Source organism: Imperialibacter sp. (genome assembly GCF_040222815.1).
Taxonomy (GTDB): Bacteria; Bacteroidota; Bacteroidia; order Cytophagales; family Cyclobacteriaceae; genus Imperialibacter.
In genome coordinates this window covers 398,615-419,328 of sequence record NZ_JAVKCH010000015.1, presented here as the reverse complement: position 1 = coordinate 419,328, position 20,714 = coordinate 398,615, and the positions used below count along the sequence as shown (strand labels likewise).

The following is a 20,714-nucleotide window of genomic DNA, read 5'->3' as shown; positions in this document are numbered from 1 at the left end:
GCTATGAATTGTCGCTAACTTTGGCTCAATGATCTGGAAAGAACTCCTCAACAGCCAACGATACGGCGCCACCAAAAGCATCAACTTCGACCCTGCCCGCAGTCCTTTCGAAATGGACTACGACCGCATTATTTTCTCCTATCCTTTTCGCAGGCTGCAGGACAAAACGCAGGTCTTTCCTCTGCCGGATCACGACTTTGTGCATAACCGGCTCACTCACAGCCTCGAGGTGTCGAGCGTAGGCAGGTCGCTTGGAAAAATGGTAGGTGAGAAAATATTGGAGAGAGAAAAGGATCTTGAGCTAACTTCCTCAGACTTTGGCTCTATAGTGGCTGCTGCCTGCCTGGCACACGATATTGGCAACCCACCGTTTGGCCATTCTGGCGAAAAGGCCATTTCAGAGTTTTTTCTCAACCACGTCGAAGGAAGGATATTCGAGTCGAAAGTAACAAAAGCGGAATGGGCTGATCTTGTTTCATTTGAGGGCAATGCCCAGGGGCTTCGGCTGCTTTGTCATGCTCAGAACAAAGGGCTGCGGCTTACGCATGCTACGCTGGCGGCATTTACAAAGTACCCCTGTCAGTCATCATTTGACGGGAAGAGTAAAGAGAAAAAGAGCCAGAAGAAGTTTGGTTTTTATCAGACAGAGGCAAACATCTTTCAGGAAGTAGCAATAGCCACCAGCCTGAAAGAAGAAATAAAAAACATAGCCTGGGCCAGGCACCCGTTGGTTTTCCTGGTGGAAGCTGCTGACGACACCTGCTACCATATCATCGATCTGGAGGATGGGTGCCGACTTGGCTGGGTGCGCTACGAGGTGGCAAGAGACTTGCTGGCCGAAATAATAGGCGATGCCTACAAAGCGGAGAAGCTTGATGAGCTGGAAACCGTAGAAGAAAAGATGGCGACGCTCAGAGCCCTGGCCATCAACATTCTGGTGGGGCAGTTAACAAAAGCTTTTTTGGAGAACGAAAGGGAAATCCTTGACGGGACATTAAACGCTGACTTGTTTTCGCTGGTACCTTGCTGTGACACTTTGGAAAAAATCAGCAAACTATCTGTGGCGCAAATTTATCAGTCGAGGCAAGTAATCGAAAAAGAAGCGGCAGGGTTTCAGGTAATCTCAGGTTTGATGGAGGCTTTCTGTAGCGCTGCCTACAAGGTTCATTTTGATGACAAGCCAGGCTATAGAGACCAGCTCGTATACAAACTCATGCCGTCAGACATTCTTTTGGGCGTTCAAAAGTCAGAAACGACCTATCAACTCTTACGAACGGTGCTTGACTTTATTTCCGGCCTCACCGATGGTCATGCACTTTCTTTGTACAGAAATCTTACCGGCATCTCGCTGCCAGGAATAAGATCGTAGAAATAGCAAAGGAATAATGACCCCCAACTACCTTAGAAAGATTATTTCATTACATTTGTGCTCCGTTTGGAAATGTGGACCCAGTTAGCACATATCATCCTGAAATTCAGGCTTCCCCTTCTTATCATTCTGGTTCTCCTTACAGCCTTTTTTGGCTATCAGGCCCGGAAAGTTGAGTGGTCGTTCGATCTTGCCAAAACAGTTCCGGATACAGACCCCGACATGGTCTATTTTCAGGAATTCAAAAAGCTGTTTGGTGAAGATGGAAACATGCTGGCTATCGGCGTAAAAGACAGCGCCATTTACAAGGTAGAGAACTTCCAAAAGTTCAGGTATCTGGCCGACGAGCTGGCTCGCATCAACAATATCACAAACGTACTTTCCCTTCCCAGCCTACAGCACCTGGTGAAGAACGATGAAAAAAAGCGGCTTGAAATGAAGCCGTTTTTCACGAGCATTCCTGACACGCAACCGGCGCTCGACTCTATGTTGCGGGAGGCTAACCAAATCAAAGTTTATAGTGGTCAGCTAATCAACCCTGACAATGGAGCCACGCTTATCATGGTGTCCATCAACAAGGAGATTCTGAGTACAAAAAACCGTGATGGTGTGGTGGGCGATGTGCTAATGGTGGCTCAGCTATTTGAAGAGGAAACGGGCATCAAGCTACACTATGCTGGCTTGCCCTACATCCGCTTTATCAACACAAGTAAGGTAAAGGCCGAGCTCCAGCTATTTCTGGTGCTTTCAGTCATTGTTACGGGCATCATCCTTTTCTTTTTCTTCCGGTCATTCCAGGCTGTGCTTTTCCCGCTCATTCTCATTGGCACCATGATCGTATGGGTGATGGGGACACTGTCTCTCTTTGGCTATAAAATCACACTCCTTACTGGGCTCATTCCGCCGATTATTGTCGTCATAGGCATACCCAACTGCGTGTATTTGCTCAACAAATACCACCAGGAATATGCCCTGCATGGCGACAAAATGATGGCCCTGTCGAACATGATCAGGCGGATTGGTATTGTGACGTTGATGACCAACTTCACCACAGCCATTGGATTTCTGGTGCTTCTTATCGTTGATATTGTGGTGCTTCGTGAATTTGGAACTATCGCAGGCATCAATATCATGTCCACTTTCATAGTGAGCATCATATTCATCCCGACTGTCTTCTCTTATTTGCCCCCACCTAAAAAGCGGCACCTGAAGCACCTCGACATGAAGCCGCTGGCTAAGCTTCTTTACGGGATAGACCTTTTGGTGCACAGGCACAAATACAAAGTGTTTTTGTTCTCAATAGTATTGGTAGCGGTGTCGATATTTGGAATGACTCGTATCAGAGCAGTTTCACATATGATCGATGACCTGCCGGACGATAGCCCCGTTAGGTATGACCTCGCTTTCTTTGAGGAGAACTTTAGTGGTGTGATGCCACTGGAACTCTTGATTGACACTGGCAACAAAAAGGGAGTACTCAACCTGAATAACCTCAGGAAAATTGATCAGTTGGTCAATTTTCTCGACAGCATACCTTACATCTCTCAGCCTGTTTCGATAGTAAGTTTTGTGAAAGCTGCCCGGCAGGCGTTTTATAACGAAAACCCTGCGTTTTATTCGCTGCCAACCAGCAGAGATCAGGCTTTTGTGCTTCGCTATCTGCAGGGTGAGGCTGGAATGAGCTCAGGCCTGGCCAGTAACTTTATAGACTCAACAGGTCAGATCGTCCGTGTGTCAGTGCGCATCGCCGATGTAGGGTCTGATAAAATGGACAGCCTGGTCACTCAGGTAATAGAGCCAAAGATTACCGATCTTTTTGAAGGAACAAAAATGTCGGCAACGATCACCGGCACAACGTTGCTCTTTATAAAAGGCAACAAATTCCTGATACAAAACCTTATCAGTAGCATGGTGCTGGCCTTTTTTGTTATCGCTATTGTAATGGGGCTGCTTTTCAGAAACCTGCGGATGATCATCGTTTCCCTGATACCCAACTTCATTCCGTTGGTTATTACTGCTGGAATCATGGGTTATTTCGGAATACCGCTGAAGCCGAGCACCGCTCTTATTTTTAGTATTGCTTTCGGAATATCGGTTGATAACTCCATCCACTTCCTGGCTAAATACAGGCTGGAATTGTTTGCGAACGATTTCTTTGTGCCTGTGGCTGTGAGCAAAAGCATTAAAGAAGTGGGGTCGAGCATGATCTATACTTCGATCATTCTTTTCTTTGGCTTCGTAATATTTGCGTTTTCAGAATTCGGCGGAACTGTGGCGCTCGGAACACTTACCTCTACCACTTTGTTCTTTGCCATGTTTACGAACACCATCTTGCTGCCGTCTTTATTGCTGCGATTCGACAGCGGCAAGAGAAACAAAAACGAGCATTTGCTTATTGATAGCTATAGCGATTTTTACACGGAAAATGACGACGAAGAAATTGACATTGACCGAATTAAGCTGGAAGAGCTCAATAGCAAAGAATCACAATCGTAGTACTTAAAGATTGAATTTTCAGGAGAAGATCATGACGAAAGCTGTGAAATACAGAGAGTATAAATCTATAGACTTGGCCAAGGTAGCTTCCGAAGTGCTGGAAGACTGGAAGCAGAAGAAAATATTTGAAAAATCTGTAAGCTCAAGAGAGGGCCGCCCGACTTTTACTTTCTACGAGGGTCCCCCATCGGCCAATGGCACACCGGGTATTCACCACGTGATGGCGAGGACGGTGAAGGATATTTTTTGTCGTTACAAAACGCAGCAAGGCTTTCAGGTAAAAAGAAAAGGCGGTTGGGATACCCATGGTTTGCCAGTGGAGCTTCAGGTCGAGAAAGAGCTGGGCATCACCAAAGACGATATCGGCAAGAAAATATCAGTTGAAGAGTACAACCAGAAGTGCCGTGAGGCGGTGATGAAGTTCAAAGGCCAGTGGGACGACCTTACTGAAAAAATGGGCTATTGGGTCGATTTGGATGATCCTTACATCACCTTCGAGAAAGATTATATTGAGTCTGTCTGGAATTTGTTGCAGAAGTTTTACGACAAGGGCCTTCTCTACAAGGGCTACACCATTCAACCATATTCGCCCGCAGCGGGCACCGGCCTTAGCTCTCATGAGCTGAACCAGCCCGGCACCTACAAAATGGTGAAGGACACTACCATTGCGGCGCAGTTTAAGATTGAAGGGACGGAAAGTGACTACTTCCTGGCCTGGACCACCACCCCATGGACTTTGCCAGCCAACAATGGTCTGGCTGTAGGCAAAGAGATTGCCTACGTGAAGGTTGCCACTTTCAATCAGTATACTTTTGCGCCTGTAAATGTAATCCTGGCAAAAGATAGAGTCAGCGCCTACTTCAATCAGAAGGCCGCCGACCTAAAGCTTGAAGACTATAAACCTGGCGATAAACTGATACCTTTCAAAGTGGTGCAGGAATACAAAGGCAAAGACCTGGCAGGTATGTCCTACGAGCAGCTAGTTCCGGTGGTGAAGCTGGAAAAACCTGCCTTCACCGTGGTGATTGGCGATTTTGTGACGACCGAAGACGGCACAGGCATTGTGCACATTTCCAAGACCTTTGGAGCGGATGACTTTCGAACTTCTGTGCAGAACAATCTGCCCGGAGTCTTTGTGAAAGATGAGGGTGGCTTTGAAGTGCCTATCGTTGACAAGAAAGGAAAGTTTGTCAATGAAGTGGGCGCCTACCTGAAAGCCAAGATGAAGGAGTGGGACATCACTGCCCACAAGGAATATGAGGAAGACGGATTTTATGTAAAGAATTATAAAGAGGAGGATGAAAGCAATCCAAATTTCAAATCGACGGACGTCATCATTTCCATCATCCTCAAGCAGGAGAATAAAGCGTTTAAGGTAGAGAAATACGAGCACACCTACCCTCATTGCTGGAGAACGGATAAGCCGGTGCTTTACTATCCGATGGACTCCTGGTTCATCAAAACCACGGCTTACAAAGACAAGCTGGTGGCCCTGAACAACACCATCAACTGGAAGCCTCAGTCGACCGGAACCGGCCGCTTTGGCAACTGGCTGGAGAACCTGGTGGACTGGAACCTGAGCCGCAGCCGTTTCTGGGGCACGCCTTTGCCTATCTGGGCAACAGACGACAGGTCGGAAATGAAATGCATTGGCTCATTTGCTGAGCTAAAAGCCGAATCAGAAAAGGCTGTAAAGGCAGGACTAATGAAAGCGCCTGTCGCTGATGACATGGATCTGCACAGGCCTTTCGTGGATGATGTGGTTTTGGTAAGCGACAGCGGCCGTCCCATGCGCCGGGAGACTGACCTGATCGACGTTTGGTTTGACTCAGGCGCTATGCCTTACGCACAGTGGCACTACCCATTTGAAAACAAGGAGGTATTTGAAGCCAACTATCCTGCGGATTATATCGCCGAAGGTGTAGACCAAACCCGTGGCTGGTTTTTCACACTTCACGCTATAGCAGGGATGTTGTTCGATAGTGTGGCTTTCAAAAATGTAATTGCCAACGGCTTGGTGCTGGACAAAAACGGCAATAAAATGTCGAAGCGTCTGGGCAATGCCGCCGACCCCTTCGTTACATTGGAGAAGTACGGCGCCGACCCCACCCGTTGGTACATGATCACCAATGCCAACCCATGGGACAACCTGAAATTTGATATCGATGGAATAGTAGAAGTACAGCGCCGTTTCTTTGGAACCCTGTACAATACCTACAATTTCTTTGCGCTTTACGCCAATTTGGATGGCTTCAACTATAGTGAGGCGGCTGTTCCTTTGAGTAGGAGAACAGAGAGCGACCGATGGATTACCTCACGCCTGAATACAGTGAAAAAGCAGGTAGCAGAAGCCTATGACGAGTACGAGCCAACGAAGGCCGGTCGGTTGATTCAGAATTTTGTTGTGGACGATATGTCCAACTGGTATGTGCGCCTGAACAGGAAGCGTTTCTGGAAAGGTGAGTACAACGAAGACAAGAAAGCCGCTTACCAAACGTTGTACGACTGCCTGGAGACGGTAGCTCGCCTCGCAGCGCCCATTGCTCCGTTTTATATGGAGCGCATTTTCGCTGACCTCAACAAGGTATCCGGAAAGGAAACCGAAGAGTCGGTGCACCTGGCAGCTTTCCCTATGGCAGACGAGTCGGCCATTGACAAAGAGTTGGAAACGAAGATGGCCCTGGCGCAGGAGGTATCGTCGTTGATACACTCATTACGCAAGAAGCAGATGATCAAGGTGCGTCAGCCATTGTCGAGAATTCTTATTCCTGTACTGAATGCTTCTACCAGGCATTATATCGAAGCCGTGGAAGACCTTATTTTGTCAGAAGTCAATGTGAAGGCGATAGAGTACATCGACGATACATCTGGTATCCTGGTAAAGAGTATCAAGCCGAACTTCAGAAAGCTGGGTCAGCACCATGGCCCGATCATGAAGGACATTACCGCTGCGGTAAAGCAAATGACACAGGAGGATATTGTTAGCCTGGAGGCTTCCGGCAAATTCTTGCTGAAAACTGCCAAGGGAGACATAGAGCTTTCTCCGGAAGACTTTGAGATTTCTTCAGAGGATATCCCCGGCTGGTTGGTGGCGAGTGAAAATGGGCTAACTGTAGCCCTCGACATCACAATTACCGATGATCTGAAGAAGGAAGGGATCGCCCGTGACCTTGTGAACAGGGTGCAAAACCTGAGGAAAGACATGGGGCTTGAGGTACAGGACAAAATCAGGCTGTCTGTTAAAGAAAGTGAAAAAATGGTAAATGAGGCTTTGATTAGTTTCAAAGACTATATTTGCAGCGAGACTCAGGCTCTTTCGCTTGAAATGGTTGGAGATTTGACTGACGCAGTTGTTTTGGATATGGATGAGTTTAACCTCGAAGTCAAAGTAACCGTTTAAAGAGATCAATCGCCGAAGCCAACACTAACATTGTAAACTAAGGACAAAGTGAAGTATTTCAAATATTACCTACTGGCCATTGCAATGATCATTTTGGATCAGGTAGTTAAGTTGGCAGTACACTTCAATATGGAAATGGGCGTGGCCGGGCAAATTTATCTCCTTGGCGACGTATTTAAGCTTCACTATCTCACCAACCCTGGTATGGCCTTTGGCATGCAGCTGGGCAGCGAAAACGGTAAGCTTATCCTTACTGTTATCAGGCTGATAGCCATGGTTGTGATTGCTGTTTATCTCTATAGATTAGCTAAAAAGGAAGTACACACAGGCCTTTTGTGGTGCGGTGCGCTGATACTTGGTGGTGCCATTGGCAACCTGATTGATAGTATTTTCTACGGCGTTTTTCTTAACAACGCTCCTTACGATGCCCCCAACCCATGGTTTCACGGCCAGGTAATTGACATGTTTTACATCGACATCTGGGAAGGCAGGATCCCTGAGTGGGTGCCTTTGTTCGGTGGAGACTACACAGCGCTTTGGCCCGTTTTCAATGTGGCAGATGCTTCAATTTTTGTTGGTGTGGCGATTATTATCATATTCCAAAAGTCATTTTTCAAAGAAGCCGAGCATGAAGAGGATGATGCCATCGAGGCTTCCCCTTCCATTGCAGAACATATCCCTTCCGATGACGACGAAACAAGAAATGCCCAGTCGGTCGGGTAGTTGTTTCTAAAAATCGCACTGCTTGCTGCTTGCAGATAGGCACTTTATTACTCGAAATAGGTGGCAAAAAACTGGTTCAATGTGTTTCGCCCAGCCGGGTTAGGCTTGGATTTTTTGTTTTTTTAGTTAATCATATTTCAGAAATCTGTAACTTCAGTCTTCCCCAACCTGTCAAAGCAACGTAACGTTAATACAGGTATGTCGAGCTTTTCAAAAGAGATCAAACTTATTGCGGTCTGGCTTTCTGCCATTATCGTTTTCCTCACAGCCCTTTTTCTGGTCAACCAGGTTTATCAGATTTATCACCTGGCGCTTGGTGTAAACGAGACTTTCGGAAGGGTGGTACTTGTTGCACTGATAGCCATTTCCGCTGGCATTCTGCTGTTGCCTGTTTTCCTCTTTTTAAGGCTACCACAAACGCTTACTCCGCCGCAGGCGGAAGAACAAATTCCATCTCATAAAAGGAGGGTGTTCAAGCGGCTTAGAAAGAATAAATTGTTGATCGCCGAAGGTCTTGTTCCCGCCTCTGAGGATCAATTGGAGGCTTCGCTGACCCGACTCAACGAGGAAGCAGATAAGATCATCAAGCAAACGGCGCTGTCGGTTTTTCTCACCACGTCCATCTCTCAAAACGGTCGACTTGATGCCTTCACCATCCTTTTTACCCACTCACGCATGGTATGGAAAATTTGCCATTTGTACCACCAGCGGCCGGGTATAAGAGACTTGATGCACCTGTACGCAAACATTGGTGCCACCACTTTTCTCGTATCCGAAATCGAAGACCTCGACATCAGTCTACAGCTTGAGTCGCTGCTGTCGGGCGTGACAAAAAGCACCTCATTCTCGTCTATTCCGGTGGTAGGCCCCACAGCCACGCTGGTGATGGATTCACTTTTCGAAGGCTCCACCAATGCCTTTCTTACCCTGCGGGTGGGCATGATCGCCAGGCAATACTGTAGCTGTGTGACCACCTGGGACAGCAAAAAGGCCAGAAAAAACGCTACTCTTGATGCCGGAAAAATGTTGAGCCAAATTGTGACTCAGGGATCGACAAAAGTTGTGGGCGGGATTCTGAAGGCAGCCAAAAATGCTGGATTTCAATCCATTAAATCGGGTGGCCAGGCCATAGTGAAAGCCGGCGTTAAAATCACTGAAGGAGTTTCTTCCGCTGCCAGAAAGGTAAATCCTTTCGGAAAAGGAAAGTTCGAAAGCGAAGAAGTGGATCAATAGAAATAGCTAGCATGCTTTGGACGGCACATAGCTTCGATGTATTTTGAAGGCCTATTTTCAGTTGATTCAACCTATTCAATAAACCAGGAACTTAATCCATGAAAACATCTTTAAAAAAAAGGGCTATAAAGGCTATCTTTTTCTTGCTTTTAGGGGTATTGCCCTCACTTCTGGCGCAAGACCCATCAGTTGATTTAACCTCCCAGATTCCTGTTGATAAAAATGTGAAAATCGGCACGCTGAAAAATGGGATGAAATACTACATCCGCCACAACGACCGTCCCGAAGACCGGGTGGAGTTGAGGTTGGTGGTAAATGCCGGATCTATTTTGGAAGACCCAAGCCAACTCGGCCTTGCGCATTTCACGGAGCACATGGCCTTCAATGGCACAAAGAATTTCAAGAAAAACGAAATCGTCAATTACCTGCAATCTATAGGTGTGCAGTTCGGTGCTGACCTCAACGCTTACACCAGCTTTGATGAAACGGTCTATATCCTGCCGATACCCACCGACGATGAAAAAATTGTCAATCAGGGTCTTCAAATTCTGGAAGACTGGGCACACAATCTCACTTTTGAGGGCGAAGAAATAGACAAAGAGAGGGGGGTGGTGATTGAGGAGTGGAGGCTTGGCCAAAGTGGTGAGCGGCGCATGCTCGACAAATACCTGCCGGTTATTTATAAGGATTCGAGGTATGCGGAGCGTCTTCCAATAGGCACCAAAGAGAACCTGGAGACCTTCCCGCATGAAGCGATCAAGCGGTTTTACAAAGACTGGTACCGTCCTGACCTGATGGCTGTGGTAGCCGTGGGCGATATCGATGTGGCAGAGATGGAAGCCAAGATTCAAAAGTACTTCGGAAGGATACCTGCTGCTAAAAGCCCAAAGAAGAGAGAAGAGTTTAAGGTGCCAGACCATTCCGACACCTATGTTTCGGTGCTGGCTGACAAAGAAGCTACATTCGCTCAGGTTCGCCTATATTTCAAAACCGACCCGGAAGAGGAAACAAAAGCCAGTGACTACAGGGATTTCCTGGTGGAAAGAGCTTTCACCGGCATGTTGAATAAGCGGCTACAGGAATTGACCAGGGAAGCTGAGCCACCATTTGTATACGCAAGCACCAGCCATGGTGGCACCTGGGCAAGAACGAAAGATGCGTTTCAGGCATTTGCGGTGGCAAACGAAAAAGACATAAAAGGTGGACTACAGGCCATGATTACCGAGCTGGAGCGGGTTCGTCGGCATGGGTTTACTCCAGGCGAGTTAAAGCGCTATAAACTCGACCTTTTGAAATCGTACGAGGTAGCGTACAATGAAAGAGACAAGTCGGAGTCGGAGAACTATGTAGACGAATATGTCAACAACTTCCTCGAAAAGGAGCCAATACCAGGCATTGAGTGGGAATACAACTTCGCAAAAGAGTATGTTGAAGGAATAGGTCTTGATGAGGTAAATGCCCTGATCGAAAAATGGATCACCAAGGAAAATAGGGTAGTGGTGATCACCGCACCTGACAAGGAGGGCGTGGTGCTGCCGACTGAGGATGAAGTGAAAGGCGTGCTCAACAAGATTAGGATACTCAAGGTGGATGCTTACGAGGACGAGGATTTTGGTGAGAGTCTGATGACTACTTTGCCCAAGCCAGGCAGCATCGTATCAGAGAAAAAGAATGAAGCACTGGGGATTACAGAGCTTGATCTTTCGAACGGGGTAAAAGTGTTTCTGAAACAAACGGATTTTAAAAACGACGAAATTGTAATGACCACCTGGAGTCCGGGCGGACACAGTCTTGCTTCCGATGCCGACTACCAGTCTGCTTCCAATGCGGCCTCTTTGGTGGATCAGGGCGGCATTGCCGACTATGACATTACCACTCTGCAAAAAGTACTCTCAGGCAAGAGCTTTGGAGTTACGCCGTTCATCAGAGAGTTGAGCGAAGGCGTGCAGGGCAGTACCACCCCAGCCGACATGGAAACGTTCTTCCAGCTGACGAATATGTATTTCACAGCCCCAAGAAAGGACGAAAAAGCGTTCCAGTCATTTATCACAAAGAACAAGTCCATTTTGTCGAATGTGATGGCCAATCCACAGTACTATTTTGTGGATCAGGTGCAACGTACGCTTTCCAACAACAGCATCAGAGGAGGCGGCTTCCCGACAGAGGCCGATCTGGATAAAATCGATCTGGACAAAGCGTTCGCCTTTTACCAGGACAGGTTTAGCGATGTGAGCGACTTCACTTTCTTCTTTGTCGGAGCATTTAAAGTAGACGAGATCAAGCCCATGCTGGAGCAGTACATTGCCAGCCTACCTGCTTCGGGAAGAAAAGATGAATGGAAGGACGTTAGTCCCCGCCCGCCAAAGGCGCCTTTGGAGAAAATAGTGAAGAAAGGAGTCGATCAAAAGAGCCAGGTAATCATGTATTGGGATACAGAGCAGGAGTTTGATAGGAAACAGTCATATTATCTGTCAAGCTTTGGGGAGGTAATGACCATTAAGCTGGTTGAGTTACTTCGTGAGGAAAAAGGTGGTGTGTACGGCGTAGGGGCCAATGCCAATGCTGAGAACATGCCTTACGACCACTATACCTTCCAGGTAAGCTTCCCTTGCGGACCAGAAAATGTTGAGGAGCTGGTGACGGCTACCCTGGATGAGCTGAAGAAGCTCCAGAAGGAAGGCGTGAGTGCTGAAGACTTGAAAAAAATTAAGGAAGGCCAACGTCGGCAACTGGAGGTTAGTTTGAAAGACAATAGTTTCTGGGCAAATACTCTGCGCAGTTATTACTATCAGGGCTGGGATTCTGAAGGTATCCTGAAAGCGAAAGAAAGGATCGAAACCCTTACTTCTAAGGACATGCAGGAAGCGGCTAAGAAATATATCGATCCTGAGAAGTTCATCAAGTTGGTGTTGATGCCGGAGGGGGAGTAAGCTGTGGAAAAACCATTGTGGGGCATGGCTTAGTTATGCCCCCGCTTTTGTCTTCATTTTTTAGAATTGCCCAAATTTTTATGAAGTATGTGCTCCCTTGGCCACGTAGTCGTATGCTACTGAGTTGTGCGAAGCCATAAAAGGAATTCGAATCTGTTCTTTGAGATACTAACCGAATAAGCACCAACGACAACATCCAGCATGTTTTCAAACCCTGCTGTGAGTACATCTGCACTGCCAAATACTGAGATCAGGGCTATAACCTGATCTCGAAGGAGCGAATTTTGATGATGGCAACCATGCACTGGGCTTGCATGTAACCAGACTGAGGCCCTCTTGGAATCCCCTCCGCAAAACTTAAATTTACCATCAGCATACCACAGCCCGTTGGCAGACATGGCTAGGGGACTGCAACGGAAATGCATAAAACTCCTACACCAAAACACAACGCCCTGTTTTGCCATCAAAAAGATTGGACAAACCAGGCATCAAATTATTGGAATGACTGAGCTATTCGACTTTATTAAATCAATTCACAGCATCAATGAGGGCGATTACCAGCTACTAACCAAAGACCTCAAAACCAGGCAGTTTAAAAAAGGGGAGCATATCACGCAACCAGGTCAGATTGAGAGGCGGATATTTTTCGTTAGGAGTGGTGTTCAAATGTATCACTTTGAGGCTTTTGAGAAACTCAATATTCTGGGGTTTGCCTACCCACCAAACTTTTGTGCCATTCCGGAATCTTTCCTTTTACAGAAGCCGGCCAGGTATTACCTCACCTGCTTAATAGATAGCGAGTTAGATTATTTGTCCTTCGAAAAACTACAGCACCTATTTGATAAATCTCAGCAGATTGAGAGACTGTTCAGAAAACTATCCGAAGCAGTCACAGTTGGGTTAATCAATCGACAAATCGAATTGCGATCCACAACCATCGAGGAAAGATTTAAATCGTTTTGCCAAAGGAGCCCGCATTTATTACAGCTTGTCCCTCACAAATACATTGCCGCTTACCTGGCCATAGACCCCACTAACTTTAGTAAACTGTTTAATTCGGTGAAATTTTAGTGTTGGTCTAGACCAAGATTCCTTTCCATGTGATTTCTGAATTTTGTGGCCTTCAGTATCACTTAAAAAGGGACTTCCATATGACAATTCAACACCTACTGTACATTCCCACAATCTTCTTGCTTGGGCTAGTGTTTGGCACCATGATCAATGAAAGGGCAAAAGGCAAGATGTCAAATGCAATAATTGACTCAAATGCGCCTTTTTGCTACCAGACTTCCGGAAAAAGGTTACTTCAAACTTTTTCAATATTTCTGATTGTATTTGTCATCACACACATGTTTCCAATTCCGTTTGGGTCGAAAGTGGTAAGCCAACTGCTTGGGGGGCATGAAATATTTGACAAGCGACCTGTTTTTTCGAGTACCGAAGTATACGAACGCATAAACCTCTTCAGCCGGGCAGGAGTCGTTGCCTACAAGCGCTTCACCTACACTATTGATGTTCTGTTTCCCGCTTCATTTTTTGCCTTTCTTTGGACCTTCGCCTCCTTCGTTTCGGAACGTCGAAAAATCTCGAAGCCTGTAAGAAACATCTTAATTGGATTTCCTTTTTTTTGGTTTGCCTCTGACTTAATTGAAAATGCGGTCATATTCAAAATCTTAGATGCTCTCCCTAATCAAAGTGAATTCCTTGGCAATTATTTAGGGTTGATCACGACACTGAAATTTGGATTGCTTGCGTTTTCCATATTTATGCCTTTGCTCATGATGTTATTTGCCAGGAAAAATGCTGACTCTGTTTGATCTTCGTGCGGCAACAAGGAAGTCTCCAAGAAAAGCAACCACAGTAACCAAACACGCCCAAGCCAACCAATCTCCCATCTTCGAATAGATAGTTGTAACTCCTTTTGTTGCCAGATGACTCACCACCACATGCTCGCCAGCTGAGCTAAAGTCATTAGAGCCCAGCACCTTTCCATGGTAGTCTGAGGCAATGGATGTAGCATTGCTCACGGGCCGCAGCAGTGAAAAGCCGTTTTCTATCGCCCTCACTTTGGCCATATAAGCGTGGTAAGGGGCAATTTCTTTCCAGTCACCTGAAGGCAGCAGCATTATGTCAGCATTTTGCTGCCCTGCCTGCCTCATCAGGTAGGGGAAGTCGGCGTCGTAGCAAATGGAAATAGCAATGCGTCCAAAAGGTGTCTCAATGACTGGAATCTTGCCGTCGCCTTGTATACTGGGCTCTACCAGCGGCACAGGCTTATTTTTGAAAAAGGTGTTGAGCACTTGCCCATCAGGGCCAATAAGCAAAGCCTTGTTCTCCAGGTACTTCGAGCCCATGGTGACTTCGCCCGGGATAATAGAGGCCATTGTTAACAGCAGATAGAATTGGTTTTCATTGGCCAGACTCCTGGCTTTGGCAATAAGCTTGCCTTCCGTGGCTTTGGTGGTGAAAAGGAGCCCTTCCGAAAAAGAGACAATCCTGGCCCCGGCAATTGCTTCCTTTTTAGCGACAGAGAGCATGCTGTCCTGAAAGGCTTCCATTTGTCGATGAGAAGCGCCGAAAATTGGGTCACCTGGGTTTTCAATAAACTTCACCAAACCTTTGTTTAACTCCTGAAGTGCTGGCGAGGTTTGGGTAAGCTTCGATAGATCAATATCCAGTCTACTTCCAAACACAGCTTCATAGGTTACCTGAAGCAGCTCAAGATTTTGCCCCGTGATGCCGGCCACCCTTACTGTAGTTGTTTCTTCCTGCCACAGCGAGTTGATTCTTATGTTTCCGCCAATTAGGATAACTGCATATATCGATGAGAATACAATGGCTGGCTTTTTTATTGAGAAAAAACTAAGACCATTAGAATACCCTGCCGCCAAAAGTGCCGAAGCCCAGGCGATGAGAAAGGTAACTCCCCATAAGCCAGTGACGGCAACCAGCTGCATCAGCGCATCATTGTTCACCTGGGTATAACCCATCGACCCCCAGGTGCCGCCGCCATCGAAACCATTGAGGTAGTCGTAGGCAACATAGAGGCAAGGAAACAGCAGGGTAGCATACCATCCCGCAACTCTTTTTGAAAGCAAGCGGAAAAGAAAGAAGGGAATCACGTGCTTCAAGGCACCAATCAGTGCGATCACCACAAATACGATGGTTGGGAAAGGCATTACTTTGTAACTGCCAATCAACGACGAAACGTAAAGGACCGACAACCCCACAAGCAAGCTTTTCCACGGCTTGTATTCTTTCATCAACAAAATAAGGAAAGCCGGAGCCACCCAGGCAGCCGGAGCAAACATCCATTTAACTGATAGTAGTGAGAAGCTGATAGTTGCCAACAGCCAAAGTGTGGTAGTTTTTGTGTTCGTGAAAGTTTTCATAGTGTCTCTGTTTTTTGAACAAAGGAGACATATTGTACTCACTCCCACGACCGACTGCCGGAAGTCGAACGCTTTTTCAAAAAAATTGCAAAAGGTTACTCCCACTGCCAGGCTACTAAATGTTTTTCTACCGGGACATAAATCCGAAGCTTTTTTATTCAGGTTGAAGCGGCCAGTTTCTGAAGAGCTTCTTTCCTAAAGGCAGAAGGAGTGGTTCCAGTCTTTTCTTTGAAGATGGTGTTGAACGACGACTTGGAATTGAAACCGACCTCGTAGAGAACTTCCAGCACAGTAAGCTTTGAGTCGGGTGAATTGGACAGGATGGTCATCGCCTCATTGATCCGGTATGAATTGATGAAGTCGTAGTAGTTCTGACCTAGCTGCTCATTGAGTACCTGAGAAAGCTTTTTGGGTGCCACTTCCAGTTTTGCGCATAGCTGCTCAAGGCTTATTTCGGGATCCAGGTATGGCTTTTCATTTTCCATTAGCTGAGTCAGTTTATCCTTCAGCGCTTGCTTTTCTTCGCTTCCAAGAGATGAGCTTGTGTATTTGGCAGAGTCCTTTTGCTCGAGCCCTGTAAATATTTCAGGTTGTTGTAAGCCTTTGAAAACGATAGCATTCACGAAAAGAAAAAAGAGCCCAACTACAATGGCAAAGGTGGGTTGAAACCAGGCATCGAGGCCAGCATAGGGAGCCATCACATTCACGAGGGAAAACAGGAGAATGCCTGTCATGGTCAATATTAGGAAGCGTAGCCAGGCAAGGCTGATTTTTTCAGTTGATGAAAAAAGGTCTTTGATTCGCTGCTGATAGAACCTGATTTCTTTCAGCGCCAGAAAAAAGTAGGTTAAAACATGACCATAAACCAAAGCCACCGAAAAATAGAAACCCGGAGGCAGCTGCCGGTCGGTGATAGATTTTTGTATGAAAAGTTGCTCTTCCTGGCTGTAGGAATGATAAAAGACCTGAAAAGTAATTGTGATAATTATAAAAGGAAGGAGATGAAGCAGGTGGGAAGTTTTTAGTTGAAATCCTTCATAAACCACTGATCTGGTGTAAAATAACAGCAAGGGACCAAGTAATAAGGCAAAACCGTCTTCGAGGTGGGCAATGGCTGGGTATTGCTGGTAAAAGCCGGTCAGTCCGATAAGCCCATCTGAAAAGTTGATCCCCAAAAACAGGAAGAATAGGGCGAGCAGTCGATTGCTTTGCTTTTTGCCTTTTTTAAGGGCAAAGAGAAAAAAGGCAAGCAGCAATACCTGTAGGATGATAATGGGCAGAAGAGTATTTAATACTATGTCCACCGCTTTGCCTTTTACTGAAACACAATATCCTTCAACACCTTCTCCCCAAACTCCTTCTTGAAGATATCAAGCACCTTGGCTTTATTCAGATTCATCTCGCTTTTGAGCGGCGCTGAGGTGAGACGCACGAATAAGACATTGTCCTTTACAAAAAGTTTGGAGGTACGGCTTGCGATAGGCTTACCCATGAGTCGTTCCCAGGAAGCAAGCAGACGGGTATGATCAAATTTCTCCTCAATATGGTAATTCTGGAGCATTTCCCTGATTACATCCTTCAGCTCCAGCGACTCGTTTTTTCTATCGTCTTTCTTTTTGTACATAACTTCCAATCTTAAAACTCAATCTCCTCTACCTTTCCCTCTTCCACTTTGAAAAGCTTCTTGTCTTTTTTCAGGCCCCTAAAAAGCGTCATCGTTCGTTCTGGTCTCGCATCTGTCACAAACAACTGACCGAAATCGTCCTCTCCCACAAGTTCCATCAATTTTTTGATGCGATCGTCATCAAGCTTGTCAAATATATCGTCGAGTAGTAGGATGGGCGCAAAGCTTTTTACCTGACTGGTGATATCAAACTGAGCTAGTTTCAAGGCAATCACAAATGACTTTTGCTGTCCCTGCGAGCCAAATTTCTTCACGGGCTCTTCCTCCAGCAAAAACTCAAAATCGTCCCGGTGGATGCCAAAAGTTGTTCTTTGCAAGGCCATGTCCTTGTCAATAGCCTTTTTGAAGTTTTCCTTCCACGAGACATCGGAAAGCTCAGAAACGTACGCCACCTTGGTTTGCTCGGCACCGCCCGAGAGCCACTGGTAGCGTGGGGCAAACAAAGCTTCGAACTTTTCAGTGAAGTCTCGTCGGCTATCGAAGATCAATTGCCCGGACTTTATAAGATGCTCATCATATACTGCTAGCAGCGTTTTGTCCAGCCTTCTGGTTTCACCGTACTGTTTCAGCAGACTGTTCCGCTGCTTAAGGTAGTGATGATACACCATCAGGTTTTCGAGGTAGCTGGCATCTAGCTGAGAAATGATGCTGTCGAAGAATTTGCGCCGCCCTTCGCTGCCTTCCCTTATCAGGTCGGTGTCGTTGGGGGCGATCAACACCACGGGGAAGCGACCTATGTGGTCAGCCAGTTTCTCGTACTCTTTTTGATTTACCTTAATGAGCTTTTTCTGCCCAGGCTGAAAAGCTACCTGCACCTGTTCGCCCTTTCCAGCACCCTTTTTTGCAGCCTTCCATTCGCCTTTTATAAAAAAAAGTGGATCGCCTTTCCTTATATTCTGACTGTCAACACTATTCAACGACCCTTTTGTCATCGACAAATAGTGGATCGCATCCAGCAGATTAGTCTTTCCTGAGCCATTTTTGCCCACAAAACAATTTATACCCACTGAGCAGTTAATAGCAAGTGACTGGTAATTTCGGAACGACTCAAGGTGCAGGCTACTCAGATACATTTACTTTTGTTGAATGAAGGCAATTTACTTATTTTGCGGGGGTTAAAACTGCCAGCTGATTTCCAGGGCAGAGTAACACATCCCAAAAGTAATATTACAATTCGTAGACACAGAAATATTTCCAATAATGGCTAGTGTAAAAGATAAGGCGAAGGCAAAAGCAACAGCGAAGGATAACTTTTCGAATGAAACCTACATGTTCTGGTATGAAACCATGCAACTGATGAGGAAATTTGAGGAGAAGGCGGGGCAGTTGTATGGTCAGCAAAAAATACGTGGCTTCTGTCACCTTTATATTGGCCAGGAGGCTTGCGTAGCCGGGGCCATTTCTGCTTTGGAAACAGGCGACAAGTACATCACTGCCTACCGTGATCACGCCCACCCAATTGGCCTTGGATCCGATCCTAAAACCATCATGGCCGAGCTTTACGGTAAAGAAACCGGCATTTCAAAAGGCAAGGGAGGTTCCATGCACATGTTCGACAAAGAGAAAGGCTTCTTCGGAGGACACGGGATCGTTGGTGCACAGGTTCCACTAGGCTTGGGGATTGGCTTTGCTGAAAAATATCAAAAAACAGGCAAGCTGTGTGTAACGTACATGGGCGATGGTGCTGTAAGGCAAGGCGCCTTCCACGAAGCGCTCAACCTGGCGATGACTTATAAGATACCTGTGATATTCGCTATTGAAAACAACGGCTATGCAATGGGTACATCTGTTCAGCGTACTTCTAACGTAACGGAGTTATATAAACTGGGTTCTGCATACGACATGCCTTCATTCCCTGTTGATGCCATGTCGGTAGTCGATGTGCACCATGCATTTGCTGAGGCAGCCGAAAGAGCCAGAAAAGGTGACGGGCCTACGCTTTTGGAGCTTCGTACTTACCGTTACAAAGGACACTCGATGTCTGACCCTGCTAAGTACCGGACCAAGGAAGAACTTGAGGAGTACAAAGCCAAAGACCCAATTGAGCAGGTTCGCCAATTAATACTCGATAAGAAAATTGCCAAAGAAGCTGATCTTGACAAGATCGATGACAAAATAAAAGACCAGGTAGCTGAAGCTGTGCAGTTCTCTGAGGACTCAGGCTGGCCTGATCCGTCAGAATCGTTGAAAGACGTGTATGCTCAGCAAGACTACCCCTACTTAATGGAGTAGTGCTAATAATTGGCCGCAGAAACAAAAAGAGCTACCCAGCGGGTAGCTCTTTCTTTTATATAATGAATGAAACTTTACACTTTCAAACGGATATTGACTTTTTCCAGTAAGCTGGTGATGTAAATAACCAGCAGAGAGAACAGCAATGTTTTGATAAGACCCACAACCCCAACTGTAGCGAAATCGGGAAGCCAGGCTGCTATCGTGGCCATAAAGATCGGGTAGAACCAATAGGGCACCAGATAGCAGGTGAGCGTGCTTCTTCCCGCCGGTGCCAAAAAACCTGCCCAGCTTGTTTTCTTCCACACGTCGGCTACCAGATAAACCAGCACAAATGAAAGGGTGCTTATCCCAGCGCAGATGGCCGTCCAGGAAGGTGTAGCCCTGATTTTAGAAATTCCCCATTCAGGGCGGGTAATGAAGCCAAAAGCCAGAGAAATAACAGCAAAGGCCAAACAGGCGGTGAGAAAGAGGCTCAGTTTGTTCTTTTGAGCGAAATAAGTGAGCATAAGGCTCACCCACACACCGCTAAGTACACTGGCATGGTTGGAGGCACTTACTACCAGCAATCCTTTTGGAAGAATCCCCAGTATTCCGTTCATCTGGTGGATATTGAATAGATAGAAGGCCACTAGTATTGCTGAGATGATAACTATTCTGTCACCTGCAAAAACATAGATAACCGAGCAGAAGAGATAGGCCCAGCCAATGAGTCCAAGAATGCCCCACCAATCGGTTTTCATCCAGATAGGATTATCGGTCGGCCCTCCTTTATATATGGCACACAGGGCTATAAGAATTAGGATACCTGCCACCTGCATCACCCACTCAGGCACTTTGCCGAAGGCCTTTTTGTCTTTATAGTTGTTCCAAATGAGAATAAACCCAATAGGCATCAGGATTTGCCAGGCTTGCTTGGGGATAGGAATCAATTCTTTGTTGATGCTCTCCAAATTCACCATCATTACCCCCATCACAATCAGCGCCAGGCTTCTTTTAGCAATGTGGATAATCACCTCAGTATTGTTTTCATCCTTGGCCCTGCGTGCCTTAATGGCCATGGGCACTGAAAGGCCTACTATGAATAGAAATGCTGGAAATACAACGTCGGCCAGGCCGAGACCGTCTTCGTTACCCGCTTTGTGGCCCATCCATTCCGGCACTTCACTGAGCGACCATAGGTCATTCACAAAAATCATGAGCAGCATGGTAAGCGCTCTGAAAATATCTATAGAGGCGATGCGATTGTTCATAG

General features: G+C 46.4%; 14 protein-coding genes. 9 read left to right on the top strand and 5 right to left on the bottom strand.

Going from position 1 to position 20,714, the window contains the following annotated elements:
• The first annotated feature begins 28 nt into the window (after positions 1-28).
• The 8 genes from RIF36_RS06270 (at position 29) to RIF36_RS06235 (ending at position 13,968) form a co-directional block, all read left to right on the top strand.
• A complete protein-coding gene (locus RIF36_RS06270; protein ID WP_350126409.1) occupies positions 29-1,369 on the top strand; it encodes a deoxyguanosinetriphosphate triphosphohydrolase in 1,341 nt (446 codons plus the stop codon).
• Positions 1,370-1,441: 72 nt separating this feature from the next.
• Positions 1,442-3,865 (top strand): efflux RND transporter permease subunit, encoded by a 2,424-nt coding sequence (locus RIF36_RS06265; protein WP_350126406.1) that lies wholly within the window; start codon positions 1,442-1,444, stop codon positions 3,863-3,865.
• Positions 3,866-3,896: 31 nt separating this feature from the next.
• Entirely contained in the window at positions 3,897-7,265 is a 3,369-nt protein-coding gene (gene ileS / locus RIF36_RS06260; RefSeq protein WP_350126403.1) for an isoleucine--tRNA ligase, read from the top strand.
• A gap of 48 nt (positions 7,266-7,313) precedes the next feature.
• Positions 7,314-7,988 (top strand): lipoprotein signal peptidase, encoded by a 675-nt coding sequence (locus tag RIF36_RS06255; protein ID WP_350126400.1) that lies wholly within the window; start codon positions 7,314-7,316, stop codon positions 7,986-7,988.
• A 198-nt stretch (positions 7,989-8,186) separates the two neighbouring features.
• Complete coding sequence (locus RIF36_RS06250) at positions 8,187-9,221, top strand: DUF697 domain-containing protein (protein ID WP_350126397.1); 1,035 nt, start codon at positions 8,187-8,189, stop codon at positions 9,219-9,221.
• 98 nt (positions 9,222-9,319) lie between these two features.
• A complete protein-coding gene (locus tag RIF36_RS06245; protein WP_350126394.1) occupies positions 9,320-12,151 on the top strand; it encodes a M16 family metallopeptidase in 2,832 nt (943 codons plus the stop codon).
• Between the two features lie 501 nt (positions 12,152-12,652).
• Positions 12,653-13,222 (top strand): Crp/Fnr family transcriptional regulator, encoded by a 570-nt coding sequence (locus RIF36_RS06240; RefSeq protein WP_350126391.1) that lies wholly within the window; start codon positions 12,653-12,655, stop codon positions 13,220-13,222.
• 80 nt (positions 13,223-13,302) lie between these two features.
• Positions 13,303-13,968: a hypothetical protein gene (locus RIF36_RS06235; RefSeq protein ID WP_350126388.1), complete on the top strand. Its 666-nt coding sequence runs from the start codon at positions 13,303-13,305 to the stop codon at positions 13,966-13,968.
• On the opposite strand, the gene RIF36_RS06230 is transcribed toward RIF36_RS06235, so the two are convergent.
• The 4 genes from RIF36_RS06230 to recF all read right to left on the bottom strand — a co-directional run bounded on the left by RIF36_RS06230 (position 13,936) and on the right by recF (position 18,300).
• The gene (locus RIF36_RS06230; protein WP_350126385.1) at positions 13,936-15,543 is read right to left on the bottom strand and encodes a nitrilase-related carbon-nitrogen hydrolase; all 1,608 of its coding nucleotides are present in this window, start codon (positions 15,541-15,543) and stop codon (positions 13,936-13,938) included. The two genes, RIF36_RS06235 and RIF36_RS06230, sit on opposite strands and share 33 nt — an antisense overlap.
• 158 nt (positions 15,544-15,701) lie before the next feature.
• Complete coding sequence (locus tag RIF36_RS06225; protein WP_350126382.1) at positions 15,702-16,847, bottom strand: helix-turn-helix domain-containing protein; 1,146 nt, start codon at positions 16,845-16,847, stop codon at positions 15,702-15,704.
• Positions 16,848-16,858: 11 nt separating this feature from the next.
• Positions 16,859-17,167, bottom strand: coding sequence for a DciA family protein (locus RIF36_RS06220; protein ID WP_152001725.1), 309 nt, complete (start codon positions 17,165-17,167; stop codon positions 16,859-16,861).
• 11 nt (positions 17,168-17,178) lie between these two features.
• On the bottom strand, positions 17,179-18,300 hold the full coding sequence (gene recF, locus RIF36_RS06215) for a DNA replication/repair protein RecF (RefSeq protein WP_350126379.1): 1,122 nt from the start codon (positions 18,298-18,300) through the stop codon (positions 17,179-17,181).
• A 127-nt stretch (positions 18,301-18,427) separates the two neighbouring features.
• On the opposite strand from recF, the gene pdhA reads away from it, so the two are divergent.
• Positions 18,428-19,459, top strand: a complete 1,032-nt coding sequence (gene pdhA, locus RIF36_RS06210) for a pyruvate dehydrogenase (acetyl-transferring) E1 component subunit alpha (protein WP_152001727.1) — start codon at positions 18,428-18,430, stop codon at positions 19,457-19,459.
• 74 nt (positions 19,460-19,533) lie between these two features.
• Here pdhA and RIF36_RS06205 read toward each other — a convergent pair whose 3' ends face one another.
• The gene (locus tag RIF36_RS06205) at positions 19,534-20,712 is read right to left on the bottom strand and encodes a DUF5009 domain-containing protein (RefSeq protein ID WP_350126376.1); all 1,179 of its coding nucleotides are present in this window, start codon (positions 20,710-20,712) and stop codon (positions 19,534-19,536) included.
• Between the last annotated feature and the right edge of the window lie 2 nt (positions 20,713-20,714).